This is a genomic window from Paenibacillus sp. J22R67, assembly GCF_059692175.1.
This window is the reverse complement of record NZ_JCAUAX010000002.1, coordinates 738,044-763,530: the sequence shown is the minus strand read 5'-3', so window position 1 is coordinate 763,530 and position 25,487 is coordinate 738,044. Positions and strand designations below refer to the sequence as shown.

The 25,487-nt window shown below is 44.0% G+C and carries 29 protein-coding genes and 1 pseudogene; 23 read left to right on the top strand and 7 right to left on the bottom strand.

What is annotated here, in order from left to right; translation table 11 throughout:
• Positions 1–9 precede the first annotated feature (9 nt).
• The 13 genes from AC58VC_RS09665 to AC58VC_RS09605 all read left to right on the top strand — a co-directional run bounded on the left by AC58VC_RS09665 (position 10) and on the right by AC58VC_RS09605 (position 11,766).
• A complete protein-coding gene (locus AC58VC_RS09665) occupies positions 10–867 on the top strand; it encodes a DegV family protein (protein WP_497368582.1) in 858 nt (285 codons plus the stop codon).
• Entirely contained in the window at positions 868–2,916 is a 2,049-nt protein-coding gene (gene recG, locus AC58VC_RS09660; RefSeq protein WP_497368581.1) for an ATP-dependent DNA helicase RecG, read from the top strand.
• 225 nt (positions 2,917–3,141) lie between these two features.
• Positions 3,142–4,455 carry an alpha-L-fucosidase gene (locus AC58VC_RS09655; RefSeq protein WP_497368580.1) on the top strand — a complete coding sequence of 438 codons (1,314 nt, stop codon included), beginning with the start codon at positions 3,142–3,144 and terminating at the stop codon, positions 4,453–4,455.
• A 117-nt stretch (positions 4,456–4,572) separates the two neighbouring features.
• Positions 4,573–4,809 carry a DUF1294 domain-containing protein gene (locus AC58VC_RS09650; protein ID WP_193581072.1) on the top strand — a complete coding sequence of 79 codons (237 nt, stop codon included), beginning with the start codon at positions 4,573–4,575 and terminating at the stop codon, positions 4,807–4,809.
• A gap of 60 nt (positions 4,810–4,869) precedes the next feature.
• Positions 4,870–5,157: a stage VI sporulation protein F gene (locus AC58VC_RS09645; protein WP_497368579.1), complete on the top strand. Its 288-nt coding sequence runs from the start codon at positions 4,870–4,872 to the stop codon at positions 5,155–5,157.
• Between the two features lie 147 nt (positions 5,158–5,304).
• The gene (locus AC58VC_RS09640) at positions 5,305–5,676 is read left to right on the top strand and encodes a YhjD family protein (protein ID WP_127452234.1); all 372 of its coding nucleotides are present in this window, start codon (positions 5,305–5,307) and stop codon (positions 5,674–5,676) included.
• Positions 5,673–6,941, top strand: a complete 1,269-nt coding sequence (locus AC58VC_RS09635; protein WP_497368578.1) for a DNA polymerase IV — start codon at positions 5,673–5,675, stop codon at positions 6,939–6,941. The genes AC58VC_RS09640 and AC58VC_RS09635 overlap by 4 nt, the downstream gene beginning before the upstream one ends.
• Complete coding sequence (locus tag AC58VC_RS09630) at positions 6,938–7,435, top strand: YhjD family protein (protein ID WP_497368577.1); 498 nt, start codon at positions 6,938–6,940, stop codon at positions 7,433–7,435. The genes AC58VC_RS09635 and AC58VC_RS09630 overlap by 4 nt, the downstream gene beginning before the upstream one ends.
• Positions 7,436–7,620: 185 nt before the next feature.
• Entirely contained in the window at positions 7,621–8,301 is a 681-nt protein-coding gene (locus tag AC58VC_RS09625; RefSeq protein WP_497368576.1) for an SOS response-associated peptidase, read from the top strand.
• Positions 8,302–8,328: 27 nt separating this feature from the next.
• Positions 8,329–9,492, top strand: coding sequence for a metallophosphoesterase (locus AC58VC_RS09620; RefSeq protein WP_497368575.1), 1,164 nt, complete (start codon positions 8,329–8,331; stop codon positions 9,490–9,492).
• Positions 9,493–9,498: 6 nt separating this feature from the next.
• Positions 9,499–10,047, top strand: a complete 549-nt coding sequence (locus tag AC58VC_RS09615; protein WP_497368574.1) for a hypothetical protein — start codon at positions 9,499–9,501, stop codon at positions 10,045–10,047.
• A gap of 2 nt (positions 10,048–10,049) precedes the next feature.
• The gene (locus tag AC58VC_RS09610) at positions 10,050–11,096 is read left to right on the top strand and encodes a CobW family GTP-binding protein (protein ID WP_497368573.1); all 1,047 of its coding nucleotides are present in this window, start codon (positions 10,050–10,052) and stop codon (positions 11,094–11,096) included.
• 211 nt (positions 11,097–11,307) lie between these two features.
• Positions 11,308–11,766: a Fur family transcriptional regulator gene (locus tag AC58VC_RS09605; protein ID WP_497368572.1), complete on the top strand. Its 459-nt coding sequence runs from the start codon at positions 11,308–11,310 to the stop codon at positions 11,764–11,766.
• A gap of 80 nt (positions 11,767–11,846) precedes the next feature.
• On the opposite strand, the gene AC58VC_RS09600 is transcribed toward AC58VC_RS09605, so the two are convergent.
• Positions 11,847–12,893: a polysaccharide deacetylase family protein gene (locus AC58VC_RS09600; RefSeq protein ID WP_497368571.1), complete on the bottom strand. Its 1,047-nt coding sequence runs from the start codon at positions 12,891–12,893 to the stop codon at positions 11,847–11,849.
• A 185-nt stretch (positions 12,894–13,078) separates the two neighbouring features.
• Between AC58VC_RS09600 and AC58VC_RS09595 the strand changes: the two genes are divergently transcribed.
• Positions 13,079–14,119, top strand: coding sequence for a WD40/YVTN/BNR-like repeat-containing protein (locus AC58VC_RS09595; RefSeq protein WP_497368570.1), 1,041 nt, complete (start codon positions 13,079–13,081; stop codon positions 14,117–14,119).
• Positions 14,120–14,123: 4 nt separating this feature from the next.
• Here AC58VC_RS09595 and AC58VC_RS09590 read toward each other — a convergent pair whose 3' ends face one another.
• Positions 14,124–14,618 carry a GNAT family N-acetyltransferase gene (locus AC58VC_RS09590; RefSeq protein ID WP_497368569.1) on the bottom strand — a complete coding sequence of 165 codons (495 nt, stop codon included), beginning with the start codon at positions 14,616–14,618 and terminating at the stop codon, positions 14,124–14,126.
• Positions 14,619–14,735: 117 nt separating this feature from the next.
• On the opposite strand from AC58VC_RS09590, the gene AC58VC_RS09585 reads away from it, so the two are divergent.
• Complete coding sequence (locus tag AC58VC_RS09585; RefSeq protein WP_497368568.1) at positions 14,736–15,020, top strand: hypothetical protein; 285 nt, start codon at positions 14,736–14,738, stop codon at positions 15,018–15,020.
• Between the two features lie 66 nt (positions 15,021–15,086).
• Here AC58VC_RS09585 and AC58VC_RS09580 read toward each other — a convergent pair whose 3' ends face one another.
• Positions 15,087–15,257, bottom strand: coding sequence for a hypothetical protein (locus AC58VC_RS09580; protein ID WP_497368567.1), 171 nt, complete (start codon positions 15,255–15,257; stop codon positions 15,087–15,089).
• A gap of 229 nt (positions 15,258–15,486) precedes the next feature.
• Between AC58VC_RS09580 and AC58VC_RS09575 the strand changes: the two genes are divergently transcribed.
• The 3 genes from AC58VC_RS09575 to AC58VC_RS09565 all read left to right on the top strand — a co-directional run bounded on the left by AC58VC_RS09575 (position 15,487) and on the right by AC58VC_RS09565 (position 16,949).
• Positions 15,487–15,750, top strand: coding sequence for a hypothetical protein (locus AC58VC_RS09575; protein ID WP_497368566.1), 264 nt, complete (start codon positions 15,487–15,489; stop codon positions 15,748–15,750).
• Positions 15,751–15,884: 134 nt separating this feature from the next.
• On the top strand, positions 15,885–16,604 hold the full coding sequence (locus AC58VC_RS09570; RefSeq protein WP_497368565.1) for a metallophosphoesterase family protein: 720 nt from the start codon (positions 15,885–15,887) through the stop codon (positions 16,602–16,604).
• A gap of 63 nt (positions 16,605–16,667) precedes the next feature.
• The gene (locus tag AC58VC_RS09565; RefSeq protein WP_497368564.1) at positions 16,668–16,949 is read left to right on the top strand and encodes a hypothetical protein; all 282 of its coding nucleotides are present in this window, start codon (positions 16,668–16,670) and stop codon (positions 16,947–16,949) included.
• 515 nt (positions 16,950–17,464) lie between these two features.
• On the opposite strand, the gene AC58VC_RS09560 is transcribed toward AC58VC_RS09565, so the two are convergent.
• From AC58VC_RS09560 to AC58VC_RS09545, 4 genes and pseudogenes are all read right to left on the bottom strand, one after another.
• Complete coding sequence (locus AC58VC_RS09560) at positions 17,465–17,629, bottom strand: hypothetical protein (RefSeq protein ID WP_497368563.1); 165 nt, start codon at positions 17,627–17,629, stop codon at positions 17,465–17,467.
• A gap of 118 nt (positions 17,630–17,747) precedes the next feature.
• Positions 17,748–17,957: an alpha/beta-type small acid-soluble spore protein gene (locus tag AC58VC_RS09555; RefSeq protein ID WP_127450781.1), complete on the bottom strand. Its 210-nt coding sequence runs from the start codon at positions 17,955–17,957 to the stop codon at positions 17,748–17,750.
• 199 nt (positions 17,958–18,156) lie between these two features.
• Positions 18,157–18,507, bottom strand: coding sequence for a hypothetical protein (locus AC58VC_RS09550; protein ID WP_497368562.1), 351 nt, complete (start codon positions 18,505–18,507; stop codon positions 18,157–18,159).
• A gap of 140 nt (positions 18,508–18,647) precedes the next feature.
• A pseudogene (locus tag AC58VC_RS09545) lies at positions 18,648–18,842 on the bottom strand (site-specific integrase); the annotation flags it as partial.
• A 1,372-nt stretch (positions 18,843–20,214) separates the two neighbouring features.
• Here AC58VC_RS09545 and AC58VC_RS09540 point away from each other — a divergent pair.
• The 5 genes from AC58VC_RS09540 to AC58VC_RS09520 all read left to right on the top strand — a co-directional run bounded on the left by AC58VC_RS09540 (position 20,215) and on the right by AC58VC_RS09520 (position 24,588).
• The gene (locus AC58VC_RS09540) at positions 20,215–20,694 is read left to right on the top strand and encodes a hypothetical protein (protein WP_497368561.1); all 480 of its coding nucleotides are present in this window, start codon (positions 20,215–20,217) and stop codon (positions 20,692–20,694) included.
• A 513-nt stretch (positions 20,695–21,207) separates the two neighbouring features.
• Positions 21,208–21,318 (top strand): YjcZ family sporulation protein, encoded by a 111-nt coding sequence (locus AC58VC_RS09535; RefSeq protein WP_127455728.1) that lies wholly within the window; start codon positions 21,208–21,210, stop codon positions 21,316–21,318.
• Positions 21,319–21,623: 305 nt separating this feature from the next.
• The gene (locus tag AC58VC_RS09530) at positions 21,624–21,833 is read left to right on the top strand and encodes a hypothetical protein (RefSeq protein WP_497368560.1); all 210 of its coding nucleotides are present in this window, start codon (positions 21,624–21,626) and stop codon (positions 21,831–21,833) included.
• 410 nt (positions 21,834–22,243) lie between these two features.
• The gene (locus AC58VC_RS09525; RefSeq protein WP_497368559.1) at positions 22,244–23,482 is read left to right on the top strand and encodes a Ger(x)C family spore germination protein; all 1,239 of its coding nucleotides are present in this window, start codon (positions 22,244–22,246) and stop codon (positions 23,480–23,482) included.
• A 722-nt stretch (positions 23,483–24,204) separates the two neighbouring features.
• Complete coding sequence (locus AC58VC_RS09520) at positions 24,205–24,588, top strand: hypothetical protein (protein WP_497368558.1); 384 nt, start codon at positions 24,205–24,207, stop codon at positions 24,586–24,588.
• Positions 24,589–25,487 lie beyond the last annotated feature (899 nt).

The window sequence follows — 25,487 nt, the reverse complement described above, 5'->3', positions numbered from 1 at the left end:
TGAGCCCTGTTGACACATATTCGTATTGTAACGGACAGCACGGCCGACATACCTTTGGCACTTAGACAAGAGCTTAACATTGAGATGGTGCCGCTTAAGATTCATTTTGGAGATGAACAATTTTTAGATGCGGTGACGCTGCGATCTGAGGAATTTTATCCTAAGCTGACCTCGTCACCTCATTTTCCTAGAACTTCACAACCGTCTCCTGCGGAGTTCCTAGGCTTATATCAGAGCTTGCTAGAAGAGCCGAATACGGAAATCATTTCAATTCATTTATCTTCTGCACTGAGCGGAACGTACCAGTCGGCCTTGCTCGCCTCCACGATGCTGGAGGAGTTTACCGGCAAGGTTCATGTGGTTGATTCCCGCTCTGCTTCTTATGGTATCGGCGCCCTTGTTGTCGCTGCGGCGAAAGCGGCCAAAGCTGGGCAAAGCTCAGCTGAGATTATAGAGCTAGTACAAAGGATTAGAGAGAACTTTTACATATATTTCCTTGTAGATACACTCGAATTTCTGCAAAAAGGTGGAAGAATCGGCAAAGCGTCGGCGTTATTTGGTTCTCTGCTGAATATTAAGCCTATTCTCTCGATTGATGGTGAGGGTGAAGTGACGGCTATTGATAAGGTTCGGGGTCAAAAGAAAGCGATCGCGCGCATTCTAGAGCTGCTTGCGGCTGACGTGCCGAATCGGCGTATTCCGTCCATACATATTGCCCATGCCAACAATTTGGAAGGCGCTCAGCTGTTGCGAGAAGTCATTACGCAGCAATTTGAGGTGCAGCATGTTGACTATATTACACTGGGGCCTGTCATTGGCGCACACGCTGGACCCGGTACTATCGCAGCATTCGTCAGTGCGGTGTAAGTGATGGATTTAAATCAAGTTGTCGTACGCGAAGTCCATGGAGTCGGCGCTCAAAAAGCACTTGAGCTAAACGCCATGGGCATTTTTACGGTTATGGATTTACTGGAGTATGTGCCATTCCGGTATGAGGACTACACAGTGCGCGATATCGCTAGCGTGAAAGACGGCGACCGTGTCACGGTGAAAGGATATATCATCGGGGAGCCGGTGCTGCAGCGCTACAGCGGCAAGTCTCGACTCTCCTGCAAGGTGATGGTCGATGACTTTCTCCTGACGGCGGTGTGGTTCAACCGCCACTTTTTGAAAGATCGCTTGCGACCGCAGCAGGAGATTATTCTAACCGGCAAATGGGATGGCAAGCGGAGGCAAATGAGCGTGTCCGATTCCGAGTTCCCCGGACAAGGTGATTCGAATACCGGCACCATTCAGCCGGTCTATTCGGTTGCAGGCTCGATTACGCAAAAATGGATGCGTAAAGCCATTCAGCAGGCGCTGACACAGTACAGCGCCATGATCAGTGAAGTGCTGCCGGCGGGCATTACCGGCAGGTACGGGTTTATGCCGCGCAGCAAGGCGCTGGCTGTCATCCACACGCCTAGTGGTGTGGAGGAGGGCAAGCAGGCGCGCAGCCGCATGGTGTATGAGGAGCTGTTCCTATTCCAGCTCAAGCTGCAGGCTTACCGCGCAGTGACGCGAAGCCGCGCGGACGGGGTGAAGCAGCAGGTTGACCTGCCTGCTGTGCGCGCCTTCGTGCGCGCGCTGCCCTTCCAGCTGACGGAGTCGCAGAAGAAGGTCGTGGGCGAGATCCTGCACGATATGCAGGAGCCGTACAGTATGAACCGACTGCTGCAAGGCGATGTCGGTGCAGGGAAAACGATCGTCGCGGCTATAGGGCTCTACGCGACGTTCAAGGCCGGCTACCAAGGCGCGCTGATGGTGCCGACGGAGATCCTGGCGGAGCAGCACAAGCGCTCCCTGGACCGCTTGTTTGAGCCCTACGGGCTGCAGGTTGCGCTGCTCACAGGCAGCTCGACGGACCGCCAACGGCGGGATCTGCTCGCTTCGTTGCAGATGGGCATGATTGACGTGCTGGTGGGGACGCACGCGCTCATTCAAGAGGACGTCTACTTCCGCCAGCTGGGGCTGGTCGTGACGGATGAGCAGCACCGTTTCGGGGTGAATCAGCGCAGCATTTTGCGGCGCAAGGGGATGAACCCCGACGTGCTGACAATGACGGCGACGCCGATTCCGCGAACGCTGGCGATTACCGCTTTCGGCGACATGGATGTGTCGACGCTGCGGGAGCTGCCCAAAGGGCGTAAGCCGATCAAGACGTATGCCGTGCAGCATGCTATGCTGGAGCGAGTGCTTGGTTTCATCCAGCGCGAGGTGGCGGCAGGGCGACAAGCGTATGTGATTTGTCCGCTTATCGAAGAGTCGGACAAGCTGGACGTGCAGAATGCCATCGACGTCCACATTCAGCTGCAGCAGCATTTTCCGCATATGCGGATCGGCCTGCTGCACGGGCGTATGAGCGCGCAGGAGAAGGAAGCGATCATGCGCGCATTCAAGGAAGGGACCGTGGAGGCGCTGGTGTCGACCACGGTCATCGAGGTTGGCGTGGATGTGCCGAACGCCACGCTGATGGTCATCTACGACGCCGACCGCTTCGGCCTGTCACAGCTGCATCAGCTGCGTGGGCGGGTTGGACGCGGCGAGCACCAGTCCTTCTGCGTGCTCATCGCCGACCCGAAGACCGAGGTCGGCAAGGAGCGCATGAAGGCGATGACCGAAACCTCCGACGGCTTCGAGATTGCGAGGCGCGATCTGGAGCTGCGCGGGCCGGGGGATTTCTTCGGCACGAAGCAGAGCGGGCTGCCGGAGTTCCGCGTCGCCGACATGATGGCGGACTTCGAAGTCATGGAGCAGGCGCGTGATGATGCTGCTGAGCTCGTTGGCGATTCATCGTTCTGGACCGGCGCTTCCTTCATCCCCCTGAGAGCTTACTTGGAGCGTGCTCACATTTTTGATAGTGAAGTGCTAGATTAATCGAAACAAAACGCTAGGATAGACTGATGATTATTGTCAGTCGTGGTCCTAGCGTTTTTCATTTTGCAGGCAGAATGTTAATTCTATCCTAATTGAGGTTAGTTTCGTATCTGTCTATTGCGGAGCAGTCTTAGTACAATAAACGTAGAGGTTAAGTGGGCACACAGCTCGAAAGAGGGGGCCGTGGGAGCGCATAGCATTTTAATCGTGAAAGGTGTGTAGGAAATGACAAATCCGATTATTCAAGAACGAACAGAGCGCACGCAGTGGTTTTTGCAGGATCGATTCGGTATGTTCATTCACTGGGGACTGTATGCTATTCCAGCTAGGGGAGAATGGGTGCGCAATGCGGAACGCATTTCGGTAGAGGACTATCAAACGTACTTTGATGAATTTGATCCTGTTCGCTATGATCCTAAAGCGTGGGCGCACGCAGCCAAGCAAGCAGGTATGAAATATGCGGTATTAACGGCAAAACATCATGATGGTTTTTGCTTATTTGATAGCGCTCTCACGGAATATAAATCAACGAACACCAAGGCTGGGCGAGATTTAGTGCGCGAATTTATTGAAGCGTTTCGGGCGGAAGGTTTAAAGGTTGGGCTCTATTATTCGTTAATCGATTGGTATCATGAGGACTACCCGGCTTATGGGGATCGTCACCATCCGATGCGGGATAACGAGAGCTATGCAAGAAATCCAGAGACGTTCGACCGATATTTGCAATATATGCACGGGCAAGTCAAAGAGCTTCTAACGAATTATGGCAAGCTGGACATCATGTGGTTTGATTTCTCCTATGATCAGATGAAGGGGGAGACCTGGAAAGCAACAGAGCTGATGGCGATGATTCGGTCTCTGCAGCCGCATGTCATTGTAGACAACCGATTGGACGCAAGCGGCGAAGAAGGCGGAAGTATTTATACGAACAATCCACTTAGCTATTCGGGCGACTTTGCTTCACCGGAACAAATCATTCCCCCGCAAGGTGTGACGGATCACGAGGGCAATCCTATTCCATGGGAGGCTTGTATCACGCTGAATAATAACTGGGGTTATGCAGCTCAGGATTTCCAATATAAATCCCCGACTACCGTCATTCGGAAGCTGGTAGAGTGCGTCAGTAAAAATGGTAATTTGCTCTTGAATGTTGGTCCTAACGCGCTCGGCGAGATTCCGCAGGAGTCATTGGACATTTTGTCAGAGATTGGCGACTGGGTGGAGAAAAATGGGAACAGCATTTACGGCTGTGGGCAAGCCGATTGGCCGAAGCCGGAATGGGGCAGGTACACGCAAAAGGGCAATTTGCTGTATGCTCACTTGTTCGAAGAAAGCGTAGGTCCGATTAACTTGAACGGTTTGGCAGGTAAGGTGAAGAAAGCCAGGCTGCTGTCGGATGGTTCAGAGGTCTTCTTAAGCCGCCCTTGGAATGCTGCTCAGTATCCGGAGGATGCGTTCATGAGTTTCGATAGACCAGAGCACTCCAGCTATCCGCTTCCGGATAAGAGAGCGACTGTTGTGGAGCTTACGTTACTTTGATTTTTAAATTAACATTTGACCACGCCCTCATTCGATTTTAAGATAATAGTAGTCCTACTATTATTTTGGAAACGAAGGTGCCATCATTTGACTTATTTTCTTGTATATGTACTGCTGATGAATATCATTACTTTCATAGAAATGGGGCACGACAAGGGGCAAGCCAAAAAAGGCGGCCGCAGAGTCCCGGAGAAACGGCTGTTTATGTTTGCTGCACTTGGTGGCGGGATCGGTGGTTGGCTCGGCATGCGGGTTTGGCGGCATAAGACGAAGCACACCTCATTCGTTATTGGCATGCCGCTGCTTGTTGCGCTAAATTGCATATGTGTTATTTTGATCGCCATTTATATGTAGTCAAGTTTGTGTTCGTTCCCTCATATGTATAAAACATGACGGGACATCGGAGGTACGAACATGAGTTATCAGCTGTACGGCATCGATCCTGCGTTGATTGAGCGAGTCAAGTTCAAATTAAGAAACCCGGCGATCAAGGAACGCCTCATTATGCTGCTGCAAAGTGTCACGAAGGCTGATTTGCAAAATCGTATGAAGGTCACACAGCTCATTGGGATTGCCTCTGGCATTCTTGGCGAGAATCTAACCGGATTTCAGACGAATCAGATTTTGGAGTTCATTCTTTCTCAAAAAATCGATCCCTCGAACACGTTTCACTTGATCAAACTGTGGTCCATGTTTCGATAAGTTAGATAAAAAATGCCGCCTGAGAGGTCTAAGCGACCTGGTCAGGTGGTATTTTTTTACTTTCCAAAAAAACCACTTGCATAACGAATACGTGTTCGGTATATAATAAGTAACACGAATATATGTTCGCATATGGTGGTGGAAATTATGAGTGTTCATGCAAGAATTGAGACAGAAGAGGATGTTCAAATTATTAAGGAATATACGCTGCTGCCCATTTTACTCGATATGTTGGCAAGGGATATGGAGGAACTCAAGGTTTATAAGGATAAAATTGTGTACAATCATATTCTTTTTTACCTCAGAGAGGTGGAGACCGCCATTTATCCTCAATTACAAAGTATTAAGAGCGTTATGAAGAAAAGAGATATTAAAGTGATTCATACCGAAATGAATGCATTAGGGATTAACGTAGAGTACAAAGTCCGGGGCTACATCCATCACTTCACGATGCTTCGCAGCTTAGTTAAAGCAGAACTCATGACTACGCTGATGAATATGCGGGGGGGATTACGGTGAGCAAAGGAAAGGAGCGGACGATATTCCTAGCGGATTGCCAGAGCTTCTACGCAAGTGTAGAGAAGGCGGATTATCCGGGGGTGAGGGATAAACCGGTTGCGGTCGCTGGAGACCCTGCCTTGCGTTCTGGCATCATTCTAGCTGCTTGTCCCATTGCCAAATCATATGGCGTTTCCACGGCCGAGCGGCTGGGAGAAGCGCTCAAGAAATGCCCGGAACTGGTCGTTATGCGCCCACGCATGCAGCATTATATTGATGTTTCACTCATGATTACTAAAATATACGAAGAATTTACCGATCTCGTTGAGGTTTTCAGTATCGATGAGCAGTTTCTAGACATTACGGCAAGCCTGCCTATTTTTGGGGACCCAGATACGATTGCGATGGCGATTCAGCGCAAGGTGCTGCAGCAAACGGGCGTGAAGGTCCGTATAGGCATTAGCTCGAATAAAATATTGGCGAAGATCGCAACCGATATTTGGGCTAAAAAGAATGAGAACGGCATTTTCACGCTGCGCCCGTCCGCTGTAGAGGAGTACTTATGGGCGCAGCCTGTAAGTAAAATGTTTGGTGTAGGTTCACGGATGACCGCGCATTTTGGCAGACTGGGCATGTACACCATCGGTGATGTGGCAAGAACGCCGCTGCCGGTGCTCAAGGACAAATTTCGTGCACGCTTCGGCAAGCAATCAGATATTCATGCGGAAGTGATGTGGCGAACAGCGAATGGTTTGGACGATAGTCCGGTTACGCCTGGTACGTTTGACACGCCTCCGAAGTCTATAGGCCATATGATGACTCTCCCTAGGGACTATGCGGAATCCGCGGAGGTGGATACGATCCTGCTCGAGCTTACCGAAGAGGTATGCCGCGATTGCCGGCGCAAGGGATATATGGCGTCCATTGTGACCGTTAGCTGCATGTGCAGCCCATTTGACGCTCCGACAGGCTTTTCACGCCAAATGAAGATGGCTGACCCTACGAATCATACGAGAACAGTTTTTCAAGCCGTTAAGCAGCTGTTCTACAAGTTCTGGGACACGATGCCCGTCCGCCGTGCCGGTGTAATGTTAAGTCAATTCGTTGACGATGATACTTATCAGCTTACGCTTTTTGAGGATCAGGTTAAGGCGAGGGCACTTGAGAAAGTAACCGACAGCCTCAAGGACCGATTCGGTAACGCAGCGATTGTGCGGGCTTCCTCGCTCACGACAGCTGGTCAAGCACAGAACAGAGCGCTCAAAATCGGGGGGCACTATAAATGAGTAAGAAACTAGAAAAGAACGGTTTATGGGAATCCAGCAGGATGATGCTGCCGCAGCACCGGGAAGCACTGCAAAATTTGCGCAGCGACAAGGCTGTTCCGGCGAATCGTCCTACAGCGGAGGACATTGGCATTATGCGAGACTACGTGCTGCTGCCCTTGATGCATGGGATGATCAAAAGAAAGGCCGTAGAGATCGAAAGATCCGCCGAAACGCTTAGACAGCTCTATTCGCGCGCTGCTCACGCGCTTGCGGCTCAAATTCTAGCCGATTTAAGTGAAACCAAAACAAAAATGATGCACAGAAGCATTCAATTGGTTGAAGAAGAGAAGAATGATCGAGCCATTCACTACCGCTACGTTTGCCGCGGGCATGAAGACGCGCTGATTATTGCGAAAGATTACATGCGTGCTGAAATGAGCGTGCGAACGGCCAGATACATTGATCACTTCGTCGCAAGCATGTACAAAAAAGGTGACGAACTCAAAACTTAGTTCATGATATACACAAAGAAAATATGACGCAACCCGCAGCCCGGTGGAGAAACCCTCCTCGGGCTGTGCGAATTGACGTGAGTATCTCTTTTTCACATAATGGAGAAGAGAGATTGTAACGTTAGACAGAGAAGTGGGAAACAGAGACTCTCGCTAGGAAATATCAAGGCAAAGGATGTGCGGCCATGTGCGGACGTTATACAATTACCGTGACAATAGAGGAGCTGATGCTGCGGTATGATATTTATTACAAATATCCTGCGAGATACAGCCCCAAATACAATGTGGCACCCGGTCAGCAAGTCATGGCGATCGTTCACGACGGTGAGAAAAATAAGCTTGGTGAGCTGCGCTGGGGGCTTGTTCCGGAATGGGCGAAGGACGAGAAGCTAGGCTATTCGATGCTGAATGCAAGGTCGGAATCACTTGCGGACAAGCCTGCGTTCCGCAAACCCTTTGAGCGCAAACGCTGCTTGATTCCGGCAGATTCCTTCTATGACTGGAAGGGGACCGGGAAGCAGAAGCAGCCTATGCGCATTATGCTGCGCAGCAAGGAGGTCTTCAGTATGGCGGGGCTGTATGACACATGGACATCTCCAGATGGTACGCGAATATCCACATGCACCGTGATTACTACGGAAGCGAACGAAATGATGGTTGATATTCATGAGCGTATGCCGGTTATTTTACCGCGAGAGGCAGAAGCGGTTTGGCTGGACCGCAGCATAACGAACACGGATGTGCTGCGCCCGCTGCTGAAGCCATACCCGTCTGACGACATGTATGCGTACCCTGTGTCTAGCCGGGTGGGCAATGTGCGCAATGATGATGAGTTATGCATAGAACCGTTAAGCCTGCTGCTGTAGGCGGATTGAGAGAATGGGAGAGGTAAAATGAGAATACGTATGGTTCTAAGCATCACGCTTGTATTTGCCATTATTTTCGGGTTGAACGGTTACATCGGCTGGCACGGCCAGGTCTTTCTAACTGACCAGTTGGGTTCTTGGTTTCATCCCGGCATATATTGGGTTGTTTTCTGGATTGTTGCCTTGTCGTATCTATTAGCATGGGCTGGTTCCAAAGTACTGCCTGCTGGTATGAAGATGGTATTAAAAATTGTCGGTTCTTACTGGTTTGCCCTCATGCAGTTCGGTTTTCTGCTGCTACCGTTGACGGACGTGGTCGCAGGACTGCTTCATCTGGCATCTGTACCTGCTGCTACATTTACGCCTATCCTTGGGTGGATAGATGTAGTAATTATTGTTCTCGTCATGATTCGTGGTTCCTACAATGCGCGAAGCCCAATTCTGAGAAAGTATGAGATTACGATTCCCAAAAAAGCAGGCGACTGGGAGCAGCTACGCATCGCTGTGGCTTCTGACATTCATTTGGGATCAATTGTGGGCAATCGTCATTTGCGAAAGCTGGTGAAGCATGTCAATGGCTTAAAGCCAGACTTGATACTTTTGCCAGGGGACGTTATTGATGATGATATTCGACCGTTTATCCGCTATGATATGGGTACAACGATGCGAGAACTGCAAGCTCCGCTAGGGATTTATGCCGTATTAGGCAATCATGAATACATTGGTGGCCACATTCCTGCCTTCATAGAACAGATGGACAAAATCGGTATTCGTGTACTCATGGATGAAACTGTGCATATCCAAGATCGGTTGTATCTCGTGGGCCGAAAAGACAAGGCGGCCGAACGAACGGCCGAAGGGCGAAAAGCACTTGCGTCCTTGCTGGATGGGACTGATCTAGGTCAGCCTATTATTGTCATGGACCATCAACCGTATCATTTAGATAAAGCGGAGGCGGCGGGCGCTGATGTCATGCTTTCAGGACACACGCACAGGGGGCAAATTAGTCCGAATCACCTCATCACAAGAAGGCTTTTTGAGCTTGATTGGGGGTACTTGAAGAAGGGGAATCTGCATGCAATCGTTTCCTCAGGCTTTGGTACATGGGGGCCGCCGGTTCGTCTAGGGAGCCGTTCCGAAATTATTGAGTTAATCATCCATTTTAAAAGCAACGAGAGAAAAGAGGAGTAATCTACCATGCAAGATGCAGAAAAAAAACAAATTACACCCGCTGAACTAGCAGCAGCTATGCTGCAGTTTACGATGAAAAGCATCGAGAATAGTTGGGATACCCTAAAGCCGGCAGCTGCCGCTTATTTACAAGATCCGGTTTTAACGCAAGATAAAGAAGACGAACTCATAAAAGAGATTTACATAGCGGCCTTGGCGCTAGAAATTTATTGTATTCCGCACGCCTTTGATACAGAAATTGCGCGCTTGGTCAAATCGGGAATGGGAGAAATAATGGCTTCAAACAACTTATCTGAGCATCGATTATCTGAATCCATTAGTCAGCACTATCTTCCTCGGTTGGCAACCGTAGAATTATCCACAACAGCGGATCTGGCTATGGCACTCGCTCAAGAAGCGGCAAGTATTCTATATGACCGATTAGAGCTTCCGCTGAAGCCAATTGACCCGACGAACAGCTTGTTGTGGGTCAAGCTGTTTCCGTTTCTCGTGCAACATGTAGGGAAATGGCCGATTCTATCTACGAACTTCGAAGTTATTCAGGAGCGGAGGTAGTCATGGTGATGGTGGCACAGAAAAGAGTTACTGTTTATCTCTTATCCGGCTTCCTTGGGAGCGGGAAAACGACCTTATTAACCAAAGCGATTGATCATTTTACCGAAGCAGGGCGGAAGCCGGCTGTCATCATGAATGAGATCGGTGAAGTGAATTTGGACGGGCAGCTGGTTGCAAATGAAGTGCCGATGTCCGAGCTGTTGGGCGGGTGTATCTGTTGTTCGAGCCGAGGGGATTTGGCAACAGCTCTTCACGAGCTAGTGACCGGGGAACAGCCTGACTTAATTTTCATTGAATCGACAGGTATCGCGAATCCAATGGAAATCATTGATGAAGTAACGGATGCTTCGCTTATCATTTCAGTGGAGCTCAAAGCAGTCATCACAGTTGTAGATGCTCCGCAATTGCTGGAACTTAACCGGACAAGCAGGGGCAAAACATATCGCCTCATGAAGGAACAGATCCGGTGCGCGAACTTGCTTCTTCTGAATAAGACAGATCTGTTGGTGGGAACGGCACTTGAGGAAGTGGATGCACTTGTGCGCGAATGGAATCCATATGCCTCCATACATTTTACAGTTTTTAGTCAGATTGATATGAGACTCGTTGAAATGCTCGAAGAAGAGGGATATGCTTCAACCCATTTGACTGATGAGCATGTTTCACATGATCACGAATCAGATAGTCGTACTTCACACGAAGAACATGATCATGCTCACGAGCACGGTAGCCACCATCATCATTCTCACAGTCATGTGATGGCGTATACGCATTTTTTTGAACGAGCCGTAGATAGTAATGCTTTTGAAGAGTTTGTCAGTAAGCTTCCCCAAGAAGTGTATCGTGCTAAAGGAATTCTTAGCTTCTCTGACACTTCAAGCCGGTTCCTATTTCAATATGCGTACAGGGAAATGGATTTCGTCAAAATTACACCAAAAGGCGAGGTGCCTGACGTTGCTGTATTTATTGGGGAGAATTTCTCTAGAGATACCGTACGGGATGCATTGCTGAAGCTGGAATCCATGTCGGGTAGTGACTCCAAATCATAATCATAGTTTTCAAGAAGAATCCCAGCACGTAAAGCTGTGGGTTCTTTTTACTGTCAGAAAATACGTTATTAATCATAATTATTACTATTATGTGTTATAATGAGTGGGAGGCGAATTGGACAAGATTGTCGAAACATGGATGGTCAGCTACTTGACGTAGGGTGCCAATTTGCTGCACTATGTTAATAGAACAATTCATGACAGAGGAGTAATGCAAGTGGGCACTCATACACATACGATTGACGAGATGCTGAAGGCCATGGCTCAGCAGGGCTGGAGAATTACAGAGCAGCGCAGGAGTTTGGCAACATTATTTGCGGAATCTGGAAGTTATTTATCGCCGAAAGACGTTTATGAATACATGAAAATCAAATATCCTGGTGTGAGTTTCGATACGGTGTACCGTAATCTTCGACTGTTGAGTGAGATGGGCGTGCTGGAGCAGTTTCATTTGGCTGACGGTTTGAAATTTAAAGCGAGCTGCTTATCCCACCATCATCACCATATGATCTGTGTAGGCTGCGAGAAGACGGTGACATTCGAATTTTGCCCGATGAAGCTAGTCAAGGATTTGCCGGAGAGCTTTGAAATTCAAAGTCATCGGTTTGAGATATTTGGTTATTGTGCGGAATGCAAGCCGTCGGCAACTGCTGCACCAATCGAACATTAAAAAAGTCATGGAACTTCGTTCCGTGACTTTTTTTGACGGAAAGAACAGCCGGAAGCGCACCGTGTGGTGCGTTTCTCGGTTTATTTGCTTTTGGCTACGTGAAGCAGTTCAGGTACGGTGACAAAGGTATAGCCGGCCGCCTTGAGCTTCGTGATTAGCGGTCCAATGGCCTGAACGGTCCCTGATAAATCTTGGCTTTCAGCTCCACCCGAGTGCTGCAGGATAATAGAACCGGGCTTCGTTTGCTGCATAATATTGCTCAGCACCTGCTCGGAATTCAGTGATTTCCAATCCAGGGAATCGACATTCCAATTCACGATCAAATAATGATGGTCAGCAACCCACCTGACCTGCTCCTCATTAATTGCGCCGTAGGGAGGACGGATAAGTTTAGGTGCGTAGCCGATTAAGCCTTGCAGCACATTTTCCGTGTTCATAATCTGGTTTTGGAATTTGTCTACTGATAATTTCGGTAAGTTCGCATGGCTATAAGAATGATTGCCAACGACATGGCCTTCACGAACAATTCGTCTAATGATATCAGGGTGGGTACTAGCCTGTGAGCCGAGCACGAAAAAAGTTGCTTTTACTTGGTTAGCCTTAAGAGCGTCAAGTACCTTAGGTGTAAACCGTGTGTCAGGTCCATCATCGAAGGTTAGGGCGACCTTCTTCTCCTGGCTGGATCCGCGCAGTTTGAAGGTGTCTGGGTATTTGACTACGAGCTGTGAAAGCGTAAGTTTTTTCTGAGAAATTCGAACTTGGCCAGAGTTTTTTTGAACGGGAACGGAGGGCTTCTTAGAGCTGGATCCCTCAGGATGCGCGGCTTTCTTTGGGTTGTTTCTAGGCGATGGGCTGGGTGTAACAGCCGTTGGCGCAGATTTAGGTGGTGCGGTAGTCAGAGGTGTTGGCTTCGGCGATGGCGTTAATGCTTCTATGTTCCTTGGGCTCGGCAAAGGTTCAAAATCAAACACGCTGTTATGGAGATTGGACTCTATTGTTGCTTCTTGCTCATCGATATGTGCATTTTGCGCTAAATGCTGATCCTGATATGGCTTGCTTTTAGGCACACCGCATCCAGCAGCCAGCAGGCAAACGATGGCAGCGGAGCATACCCACTTGGTGGTCATGGCAATCCCTCCGAGCATTATGATATGCTCTAGCTTTTGTAATGAAGGGACCGCCTATCCTGTGAAATAAAGGAATAACATCTATTGGAAACCATGGGCATGAACTATTTTCAGTCATAGACCGTCATTACATATACTAAAACCGCAAACGTGAAAGGAGCGAAAGTGAGGACATGATAGCCCTGATGAACAACAGAAAATTAATAATTTTGATCGTTTTTGTGCTGTGCGCAGGTTGTTTTCATGAAAAAGCCTCAACGCTGCCAACAGCTACCCAATCGAACAAACCAGACAAGCAAACTCGCGGACTTTCGGTCATTCCAGGAGAAAATATACAAGTACATGATGAAAATGCACATAAGCAGAATGTCGCTACCAAGGCTATTACATTTGTGGATGAGTCGCAAGGTTACGGTATTATGTCTGGAAATGGAAAAGCTTCGCTTATGCAAACTAACGATGGTGGGATGACTTGGAAGGCTCAGAGTGGGATAGCTACTTTATCGGTGCCAAGCATGCTTTCTTTTCTTGATTCTCAAACAGGCTGGCTGCTGACAAATAAATCTAAAGACCGTGGATCGGAACTTAGCTTAACCGCGGACGGAGGTCAAACATGGGAAGTAATTGCCCAGGATCTACCGGTGCTTGAGGAAGAGAAGGAGATTGTGTTCTTCCGCTTCTTTGATCGGCAAAACGGATTGATTGCCGTTCGCAACGACAAAGATTTGGTATTGCTTCGTACGCAAGATGGGGGGATCACTTGGTTGGCATCAAATCGTATCGCGTTGCCAAGCGAAGGTATCGTTACATTCCTTTCATCGCTAGAGGGCTGGTTTATTGGTTCTAGCTCAATCCCAAGTCCAAGTGAAAAAAACAGGGCAGTTGTAACGTTTTACCACATGACAGACGGGGAATCATGGGAAGAAGCAGGAAAAATGTCAACACCTCTCATGCCGAAGGCACTGTCTTTTGTAGATGCAGGACATGGTTTCGTGCTGCTGCAGTTGAATCAGCCAAATCGTGTTCAAGAGCAAGCGCGGCAACTGCTTCGGACCAGCGACGGCGGCAAAACATGGAGCCAGCACGCGTTTCCCGCCGCGTTTCCGCCGGTTGATGCGAGTTTACAGGTTAGTTTCCTTACATCAAGCAGCGGCTGGCTCTGGGATGCCGGAAATTTGTGGAAAACGAAAGATGGAGGCTTGAATTGGCAGCGGTTAACGCCTTAGAATTTCAAATGATTTTCTGATAAGTTACGATATCAAGGAATTTGCCCCATTTGAAGCCAACCTCGCGAAAGTGAGCGCACTGGGTGTAGCCATTTTTCGAAAACATATGAATACTGGGTTTGTTATCTGCACAAATCGTAGAGATTAAGGAATGAAAACCTTGTTCTTTCGCGAACGCTTCAATATATTGAATGGCGGCAGAACCGAGCCCCTTGCCTACGCATCCAGGTTGCAAATAGATCGTCACTTCTCCTGTAGTGGCATAAGCTTGCTTTTTTTTGTGAGGCATTACTTGAACATATCCTTGGAGTTCTCCATCCAATGTGATCACAAAAGTTTGAAACCGCGAGTTCGGATGAATAACACTTTCTGTAAACTCGGTGATTTCAACAGGTTCCGTATGAAAAGAGGCGGTCGAATTCATAACGAAGTGATTGTAAATTTCCATTAAAGCGGGAATATCTGAGGTTTCTATTGATTTATACATAATCTTAGACATATAAGACTCCTTCTCTTCTTTTTCAAATAGACATCTAGCATCATTCCATGTATCTTAGATATAATATCTTACTATTAAAAGAAGATAAAGTTGAACATCGCAAATAGGGGGAGTCACATGTCGGGCAGTTCAGGTTACATTCTCGTGATTGTTATTGGAGTCATTGTACTTGCAGGTCTTACATTCATGAATCTTCGCAAAATTAGCAAATCCACCGCGGATTTGACCCAGCTCAAAAAAAGAACGCTTCTCTGGAGTGAAATCTCGCTGGCGTTGTTTGTACTGCAGTTGTTCTTCCGTGATCGTCAGGGCGGATTCTTGCTATTCTTTGGAATTCTGACTCTATTTACAGGGGCTCACTATCTTGGTGTACGGTATTATTCGAAAAAAAGGGGTAAATAACAAAAGGAGAGAGGCTTTCCTAAGTAGTCGGGGCTACTGGTGGAAAGTCTCTTTTTTATGGGGTGATTACTCTTTCCAGCTTGTTGGTTGTGTTTTCATTGGCAATTTCAGCTTCTGGTACCATTTCTTCTTTTTCTTTTGTTCTAATAACGTTCTTAGCTGCAGCATAACAAGCTTCGCCCTGTCTTCATCGGCATATTTGTCTCGTAGACGTTCAAAAATTGTAGGATCTTGCATTGGATTTGGATACCTTCTTTTCTGACTGTAAGATAAATGCGAAAAAAGGAGAATATATGTTCTTGTTTGATTATTATAGCATATGAGTTTTCGAGATGCTAGTCAAATAGCTCCATGAGGAATTTTCTCATGAGGCTATTTTTATTTGACTTTTTTAGGTAAGCGTTTAGTTCGAACCTCCGGTCTTCGCATTAAATGTAGAGTACCTAAAGATAAAGAGGTGAAGACAATGGCTCGAGCAAAAGCAGTTCGTAACACTGATTTCGTTTTGATGACTTGGGCAAGAAATCCGCTTCGTCCAGGTTCTGCGCGCAGAATTACCGCCTCTCGTGTGATCGGAAATGCGTCGCCTTGTACGTTTACGTTAGCTCCTGGTAGGCTGTTGAATAATGCGTTTGCCTGTTTGTTGGATGCGGATATCGGTTTTAGAGTGGTGTATCAGAATAATACGTCGAGAACTAGCGGAGTAGTGTTGCTGCGGCGTAATCGCTAGGTTCGTAGCTGATTTAAAAGATTAAAGCCACCGTGAGGTGGTTTTTTGCTGATCAAAAAACGACTCACTTTCGTGGACACGCAAAGTAAGGAATGGTAAAATTTAACCATTATTACTGTGGGGGTTAAAATCGGATGAAAATAGCTTTTATTTCAGATATACATGGAAATGCAGTGGCACTTGAAGCGGTTTTAAACGATATCAAGCAAAATAATATAGACAAAATTTATGTATTAGGCGATCTTTGTTACCGCGGACCCGAACCAAAACGCGCTTTAGAGTTAATTCGATCTTTGAATACCGAAGTGATTAAAGGCAATGCAGACGAGTGGGTGGTCCGCGGCGTTCGTGAAGGGGAAGTTCCGCAAAAAGTGATCGAATTGATGAACATCGAACGTGATTGGACCTTTTCGAAACTTGATCCATCTGATATTGCCTATTTAGAAACACTGCCAACATCAATTAATTGTGAGGTAAGTGGAATTCGAATAAATGCGTTCCATGCAACACCGGATAGTTTATTTGAAATCGTTCTTCCAAGCGTGGATGACATTGGATTACAGAACAGCCTGATGAGCTCACAAGAAGCGCAGATATATGTGTATGCACACATCCATAAAGCTTATATAAGGCACTTGAATGGTAAGGTTCTAATGAATGTTGGAAGCGTTGGGCTTCCGTTTGATGGAGTCACTAAAGCTTCTTATGGTCTGATTGAAATTGAAGAAGGTAAATTAAAGACATCGATACAACGTGTTGATTTTGATGCAGAGAGAGTAATCGAACTTTATAGGGATGTAGACTATCCTAATGCAAAAATGATGTCAGAGATTATTCGTAATGCTAGAGTTTAAGTCGTTTGTTTGGAGTTCGAGCGACGTTGAGATCGAGAGCGAAAACGATTTTGTAACAAGAAATTGGAAGTTGGAAGTGCTGATTTGATGAGTTTAATTGTAATTGGTGTCATCATGCTCATTCTTTTTAGCTTAACTGGTATGGTCAGCAAAGGCGGGCGTAGAAGAAGTAATTTTACCCAAACTCACAATGATAGCTCCAATTTCTATGCTAATAATTCTTCAGATGATCCTAACAAAAATCGTCATAACCACCACCATAATCATGACCACAATTATCACCACAATCACAATGATTCCTCCAGCGGAGGCGGAAGTGACAGTGGGGGTAGTAGCAACGATTAAAAGAGAGTCAAATTGACTCTCTTTTTTGTTTAATTTAGATCCGATACTCCGGGGGTTGGCGTTTTATAATACGAATGGGAAACAAAGCAGACATATAGCTACTAGTGAAAGAAGAGTGGTGAGAGCCCTTGATAATTTTTTGTTTTCTTCAGATTTAAACCACCCTCGAAATTGAAAAACATTTCTGTAGAAGATAAATAAGATCAACAAATTACCAAGCAGATAATATAAGAAGTAATTTTCCATTTTAATTCTAAAAGGAGAATATATAAGTTGTTCTATCCATCCTAATATTCCATAACCAATAGCCAGAAATATAACTATTCTAACTAATTCCAACAAAAACAAAATAGGTTTAGTCAAAGTTATCAACTCCAAGAATTATTTATAAACTACTATATAGTCTATTCTATTTATTCCACCAATATCCAATTTCAAACAACTGAATAAAGCCTCGTGGGGAAATCATAGCCCACAAAGCTTTTTGGTATAAATGATAGATTCCTCTTACCCAATTAATTTCCATCTAAACTTGCACGACATGTCTCGGGTGTTGTCTCTGCCTTGATTCGATCATTTATATCCTTAACTTCATCCATTGTATGTGAAATATCCGCTGTTGCATTCTGGTTAAGGTCATTTGTTACGCTTGTAGATTCATGCTTGGCCTTTTGTGTCATTATGTATCATCTCCAACCTTCTGTTATTCGGTATCCAAATAAAAAAGACTTCATTACACCTGGAGGAGGCTAGGTGACTAGAAGTCTTTTTTTGCAAGCTTGCTTTTAAATTAAAAGCTTAACGTTGAAAGCCTTGGAGTTGCTGTTCAGCCATTTGTACCAGTCGTTTCGTAATACTGCCACCAATAGAGCCTGCATCGCGAGTCGCGAGATTTCCATTGTAACCGTCTGGTGAAAGCGGAATTCCCAGTTGTTGAGCTACTTCATATTTCATTTGATTTAAAGCTGCTTTTGCTTGAGGAACCACTAATGTGCTGTTGTTTGCCATGGAAAAAATCACTCCTTTTGTTGGTGTAATCATATCATTTGGAGTGGAAGGTATTCTTATGCATGTAAAATTAAAAATTATATATTTTCGTTTAATAAGACACAAAGGATATACAATGGATGGAAATAGTAGAGAGAAAGTGCTTTTTCGTCCCCAACTTTTTATGTTTCAAAACTGTATTAGTCGTATGAGTAGGAGTCTAAACAGAGCTTGGTTTCAGCTTGTTTTTGGCTACCTTAGCCCCTAATACAGCCGCTGGGATATTCAAGATGAGAAGCAAAATGAGGTACCAGATCGGAAAGGCTGATTCTCCAACAAGTGGATTATAGATAAAGAACTCAAAAAACAAGGCAACTATCAGAGCATTTTTAGTTTTGGCAGTTTTCGCAATTTTGGCTGTAATAAACCCACCCAAATAACTACAGAGCAATGCGATTATGAGTGCAATCAAAAGATAAGAAATATTTGAATAAATCAAACCTGGAGCATCATGCACAGTAGTAGGAGTTGTTTTAACAAGAACAAAAACAAGAATGAATCGACCAATCACTGAACCAATCTCCTCAACAATAAAGCCTAATAATAATGGGCGAGTATACTTACTCCTTTAAAGATCCTCATCTATTTCCTCCTCAAAAATAACAACAAAACTAAATTTCTTTCATGTTGTGTATATTCTACATCTCACATTTATTCCCTTTGGCTCTGCTGAGTTTTAGCTTTTGTCCGGAAAGAATGAATCAAATTGCTCGCCGCGGCTTGATCTGCAGATTGAATAGCATGTCCATACACATTCATGCTTGTAGAAATATTGGAGTGACCTAGCCGGTTGGATATGATTTTGGCATGGACGCCTTGGTTAATGAGGAGAGTAGCAGATGTATACCACGATCATTTTTACTTTGATCATAAAAGCTTTTTAAGTTCTTGAATGACAAAACTCGGTACCGAAACCTGGGGATCAAGATACACAGGAGCCTGTTCCGGGTAAAGATGAGAAGGGCATTCAAATTGGCAAAGACGAGCTGGAGAACTTTATTTTAGGTGGATATGGCCCGGCGTTTGAATATTTGTCATATGACTTTAAAGAGTTTTTATAGGTTAAACGAAATGAATATGGTGTTGCACTACGTATAGAGGAAGAACGGCCGCCAGGTGTTTCGGCTGCTGAGATCGATAGCGATTCGGTAGAAGATGAACAGAAAATCAAGCCGTTAGATAGCATGGCTGCATTTGCTTCGCTCAATCGATACTTTGCACTTATTGAAAAGTGAAACATACAAACAGATAAAAAATAAAATTATGATGAAAGTATAGCTTATAAATTTTTTCCATTTAAAAGTTTAGAGCAGTAATTCCGACAGAGCTTTGAGGAGAGACATAAATTGAGCATCGAGTGAAGACCCGATGCTCAAAATTACTTGTTTTATCTACTTTAAGATTTTGGAACCTTCGGGTAAAACAGCGTCCTTATCGACTACAATTACTCCCACCCCTCCGGGAATATATGCTGCCACTGTGTTTTCATCAACATTTATATAGTTGCCAGGAACATATATGCCATGGACAAAAGTATGAATAATGCCATTCTTATACGTGTGAGCTGGTGTAGTTATAGTCTCGGTTGCGGCGTTAATGACGCTCGGAACCATTAAGCTAGAACTTGCAAGAAGTAAAAATACTTTTGTTTTGAGGGATCTCAAATTGCATCACTCTCCCAACGGTAAGTTTAAATGTAACTCTACAAATCATATGTCAGGAAGTGGGAAAATATTATGCCTGGCATCTGCTTTAAGGTCAGTTCACGGGAAAAATAAAAAAGATCCCCCGTCTCCTAGTAAGAATCACGCGGAATAGAACATACGTTCCCGCAACTTATATTAACACACTGCGTCGGTTTTTTGTAACGTTATTAAGAAGAGATTCTATGTGTGGAACGGGGCTGAGCCTGTTCTTTTAAATCGGGTTGAAGCTGTATAATTCAATTGAGATGGAGGACGGTAGCCAATGCAATACGTCCTGATATGACGGTGATTACACCTACAGACAATTCGAGAATGAGTTTTGTCATTAGAGGAATGACAGGCTTGCGACGATGCGCTTTCATAGCCATCGTTTTTTCGTTAGAAATATGCACGTGTTGATTAAACGCATTCGAATAATAAATAAATTATGTCCTAAGCGCATAGTCCGAACTTGTCTGTTCAACATATGATGGCAAGAATAACTATGATGATTAGAAGGAAGAGTGACCAGTATGAAAACTTTACATCGGTCCAAAAGTAAACACAAACGCGTGAATAAAGGACAAAAAGCTTTAGTTGGTGCGTCGGCCACTATTTCAGCACAAGCACAAGCTAACTTAGGAACACCGGTATACGTAGTTCTTAAAGATGGGTCTTTCTATTATGGCATTCTGAAGGAAATTGCAGCCGAACAAGTTATTCTTCAAGGATTCAAAGGAAATCAAAAGATTTTTAAGAAAAAAGGGAAATCTAACGCGCATATATCTGGTTTAGGTGGCTTGGGTAGCATGCTTGGGCTGTTAGGTGGCGGAGGGCTTGGAGGATTGCTTGGAGGAGGTTCATCTGGTGGATTGTTTGGTGGGCTTGGTCAAGGTGCAGCTCCTAACACTGCTGGGGTAGGCGGTTTATTTAGCAACATGGGCAGCTTCATGAAGCTTGGAATGGGTGCCATTTCGTTTATCATGCCATTAATGAAAAATTTCTCAATTTAAGTTCTTAGCTGCTACCATTTGTGTGTTCCTCAGCGCTTACCTTCGATGGGCCGCAAAGTAAATACGGGCATTATAAAAAAAGTCACCCTTAATCTCAGGGTGACTTTTTTATGATAATTGAAGGTGACATGACATGAGTAAGCTGCTGGGGGCTTAATATATAAGATTCAAGTTTAAAAATAATGCGTGGGCACATAGCGGGAATTTGCGGTTATTATTTCTGGGTGTTATAAAAAGGTATTTAACCCGGTACTGAATGAGGCGAACAAGATAATACTAATTCTCAGTTTCTGTTCAATTTAATTGCTCGGCATTTTGAAACATGCAGATCGGGCATCCAGTGGTACAAATTCACAAGCACCAACATAGCTGCCGTCACCGACATTCCGGATTCTTTATTATGAATGCGGGCCATTCAAACACTCAACTTGGTACATTCGTCCAATCACTCACTAGTTAAAGAACATAATCTATACCGTAATGAAAAATCACGACCGAGGGGAATGAGTACACATGGGAGCAGTAGGTTATGGTGGTAGTTGTGCAGGTTATGGTAACAACGCAGCAGCTATTTTGGTTCTTTTTATTCTTTTAGTTATCATCACATCAGCTTTTGTATGGTAATTTCTTAATCTAACTGAGAACAACAAAAACGGTCCTATCGCGAAACAGATGCGAACACAGGCCGTTTTTTCTCGTTGATAATCCTTAATCTTAACGGGATGCTGAGAAACTGGGGTAACTTCCTTGTTTGTTTCGCTAACGCAGAACGTTAGTTAAATAACAAATATAAAACCACCTCTTGATTTGGCGGTCTTTTCGATGCCCTAATATCAATCTAGATCATAAATGAGCTAAAAAAAGAAGGACGATCTAACATCCTCATAGGGCATTGGAACACTCCAGGTGAGATCATGTTTGCCGTGGCCATGGTTATACGAACGAATGATCTCATATCTATTCTAACGAAGGAGTGCATTTGGTTAAAGAACGCTGCTTCTTTTGGTTGGTCTCAGTATCGATATAAACATGAGCCTGTGTTCTACGCTCATTTGAGAGGTAAGTCTCCAGCTTGGTACGGAGACCGAAAGCAGACGACCATTTGGGGCTGGACTGCCTCACGAGCTGCCAGAGCCTGAGACAATTTGGGAAGTATCGCGGGGTGATGTAACAAAGTATGCTCATCCGACACAGAAAACCGCTGGAGCTCTTACAGATTCCGATCGGGAATAGCAGCCAGCGTGGTGTGTTAAGAAGCGGTACTTTGAGTGGACAGGGATTGAGCTTGTTCTATTGAATCGGGCTGAAGTCGAAAAACAAATAATTGGATAAAGAAATAAATAATAAAATGATATGCTCCTAAGATTCGAAATGAACTACAGGAGCTATTTTATTGAATCACCTTTCAAAAGCACAACTTACGCATAGAATCCTAAATTTGGATAAAAATACTTCAAAGGGAATGAATTGAAAATTAAATCATTTGAAAATAAACCACTCATCATCCCGAGGCCAAATTGGTTGTGGAGATGATTCGAAAAAAGTCGGGGTGATCAACTTGTGGCAAAATCTGATTAATCAGATTCTTGTATTCCTGTTGATTGTTCCTTTTCTTTCGGGATGCTGGGATCGCCTAGAAATTGAAGATCGTGCTGTCGTTTTAGCAATTGGCATCGATGAAGCAAAGCCTGGTGATGAGAAGGAAACCAATAATGCAACACATATTCTAAATCAGCATCCTATAGCAAATAAGAGTTTACTGCGGATCACGGTCCAGATTGCCGTTCCAGGAAGGATTCCTCTCGGTACGGGCAGCGAAAATAGCAGTCCACGCGGAGAAAACCCAGTTTGGGTATTATCCAGTGTTGGATATACTATTGAGGATTGTTTAATGAATTTACAGCAGCAGCTCGCAGATCGGTTGTTCTATGGTCATTTGCGGGTCATTGTGCTCTCGGAAGCTGTCGCCAAAAAAGGGATTCAGAACGAAAATGATTTCTTTCGCCGTCAGCCACAAGTTCGAAGAACGGTCTGGATGGTTGTCTCAAAAGGGGAAGCAGCGGATATCATGAATGCCATGCCTCAATTGGAAAGGGTACCTACACTATACTTGCTCGCCACGTTGGATCATGCCAGAGAAATGGGCAAGCTTCCTAACAATTTCTTAGGAGTGTTTTTCAGTCAATCTTCGGCTAAAGGACAGGAAGGTTCGGTTCCTTATGTGCAATTAAAGAAAGAGTCCAATATCGAAATCTCTGGATTGGCTTATTTTCGAGACGATAAAATGGTGGGCACTTCAAATGCCCTGCAGATCGGCCATTATATGTCGATTAAAGAGATTAACCCTGGTGGGTATAGTGTTATGCATGAATTACCCAGTGGCACAACGGTTATATTTAAAGCGGTACATCGGACATCGAGAATAACCACAACCATCCAAAATGGAAAAGTACACGTCAAAATAAACTGTCAGATGGAAGGGGATATAGAGGAAAAATCAGACGAGAATTTCAGCATTACTAATGAAAGTCTTGAAAAATTAGAGGTCAAAATTCAAAGAAATGCCAAACAAGGGTTTGAAAAATTCATTCAGCAAACCCAGATGGATGGTAGCGACATTCTCGGTTTCGGTGAATATGTGCGTGCTACACAACCTGGTTATTGGAACAAGCAGGTCAAGACCAAAGAAGCGTGGCAGCGTCAATATGAAAACATTAACCTCGATGTTAAAGTGGTAGTCAAGATCAGACGTATCGGAACGAAGAACCAATCAAGCATTGTCGAGTGACAAGAACATGATCTCAGTAATTGCCGCGGGAATTGCGTTTTTTTGTTTTATTGGCTTAAGCATAATACTCAATAACAAATATGAAGACCACCTCTTGATTTGGCGGTCTTTTTCATTTTTAATCAAGACAAAAAAAGAAGGTATCCTGGAATCCAATAATGAGAACCTGCTCCTAAGGACAGCATTCTAATTTATGGTTAATTTAATTGTAATTAGATCTAATTCTTTTTATTTGGTACCTTATCGGTACCCTTATATGTTTTTTATGCCTGTACCACTCAATATTTATTGGTCTGTTATATATGTAAAACCTTGATGTATCAAGGTAATTTTAGAACTGTCCTATTAAATTAATACGACGGCCCTTTTACAGGCCGTCTCATGGGAGAAGAGAGAAAAGCATTTTTATTGATTCTGTTACAGTCTGGAAAACCCTTGATTTTACTGGTTTATTTCATCACTTAACGGAATGAAAGTGAGCTGACCAGATGAATTTTGAATCAGTTGGTTACCAACTGGTCACCAAGTGGTGACCAAGAAAAACTGTACGTAGTGGAAGCTGGATACTTCTTAAAAAAGGTAATTACAAAAAGAGTCATTCTTCAAGTTTAGAAAGAGATGAATACATTAGGCATCTTAGTAAAAATCTTTATGATGTACTCAAGCTGAAAAATAATATAAAAGATAAAACACTTAATAGGTACCATCTGAGTGCAAAAGGTGTGGGTGAAGATTTATATTATTTAACCGAGAGCTATTATAGACAAAAAAATGTGTTTAATGGTAAGCACAGCATTTCTGATTTTATCACTGAAAAAGCAAAGTATTTGATTGAATCGGGTGTGAGTGTTAGAAATAAACTTAAATTTGAACATATGGTGCCCAAAAATTTATATATTTCAAAATTTGCTGAAGCCTTAGAAAAAGGTAATTTAAATGAAGAATTTATTTTTGAAAATCTAAAGAAACATTACTATGTATGCACTGTGACTAAACAAGAAGATGATGAATTGCCAACAATGAAGCTGGATGACACTTGGGATGAAGAGAACCCATTCTATAGATATGAACAGGCCAATATTGTATTCTTTCCAAATCTAAGATAAATGCGTAACCTATTCCTTGTGGGATAGGTTATTACTATTGTCGAATCATCAATTTAATAATTTTGAGGAGATAATAAAATGATTAAAGAAATATTTCGATTGCTAGAAACTCATATAGAAAATAATATTAGTTCAATTTCATGTCATGATTACGCTAATATTTACTTTGAATTTCTAAAAGAACATAAACTTATTTGTGGGACATCAGAGAATTTAACCGGATTATCAGAATTTTTCACTCATAGGATGATACATTATCATTTTGTTAAAAAAAACCGTGAATTTAGTATATAGACAACCAGTAGATTTAAAGGGAAGAATGGAAGGAGCAGGTCCCGGATATTTTATTGATAAAGAACAACAGTATTGAGTTGTTGATATCTGTAAAAGCATATAAAAATGTACCTACAAAGATACTTAGAGAAGATATACAACGTATAGATAATATAAGGAACAAGGGTTTTAAATCTGTAACGATAAATTTCTTTTTAAACTCAGCAAAAAAGAAAAATGTTATTAGTGAATTAACAAGTGAATAGCCATACCATAATATTATTATTATGGAGAACAACTATAATAAGTTAAGCGATGTGCTAAGTAATTTAATTAATTGAGATGAAAGTATCATATACTCAAAAATAGGGTGGAATCGAAAATGCCAAATACAAATTGGTTAAAACCTTAATCATCTACAACTTGGAAAATATGCAGAATGCTTTGCTGAAATGGAGTTTGCTTCGTATGGTCTTGAGGTCTTTTCGTCAGAAGTAGATGATAGAGGTATTGATTTTATTGTAAAGAATGGGCAAGGGATTTATTCAGAGATACAGGTTAAATCATTAAGAAGTAAAAATTATGTATTTGTACCTAAAAGCAAGTTTAATATTGAAAACCCAAAG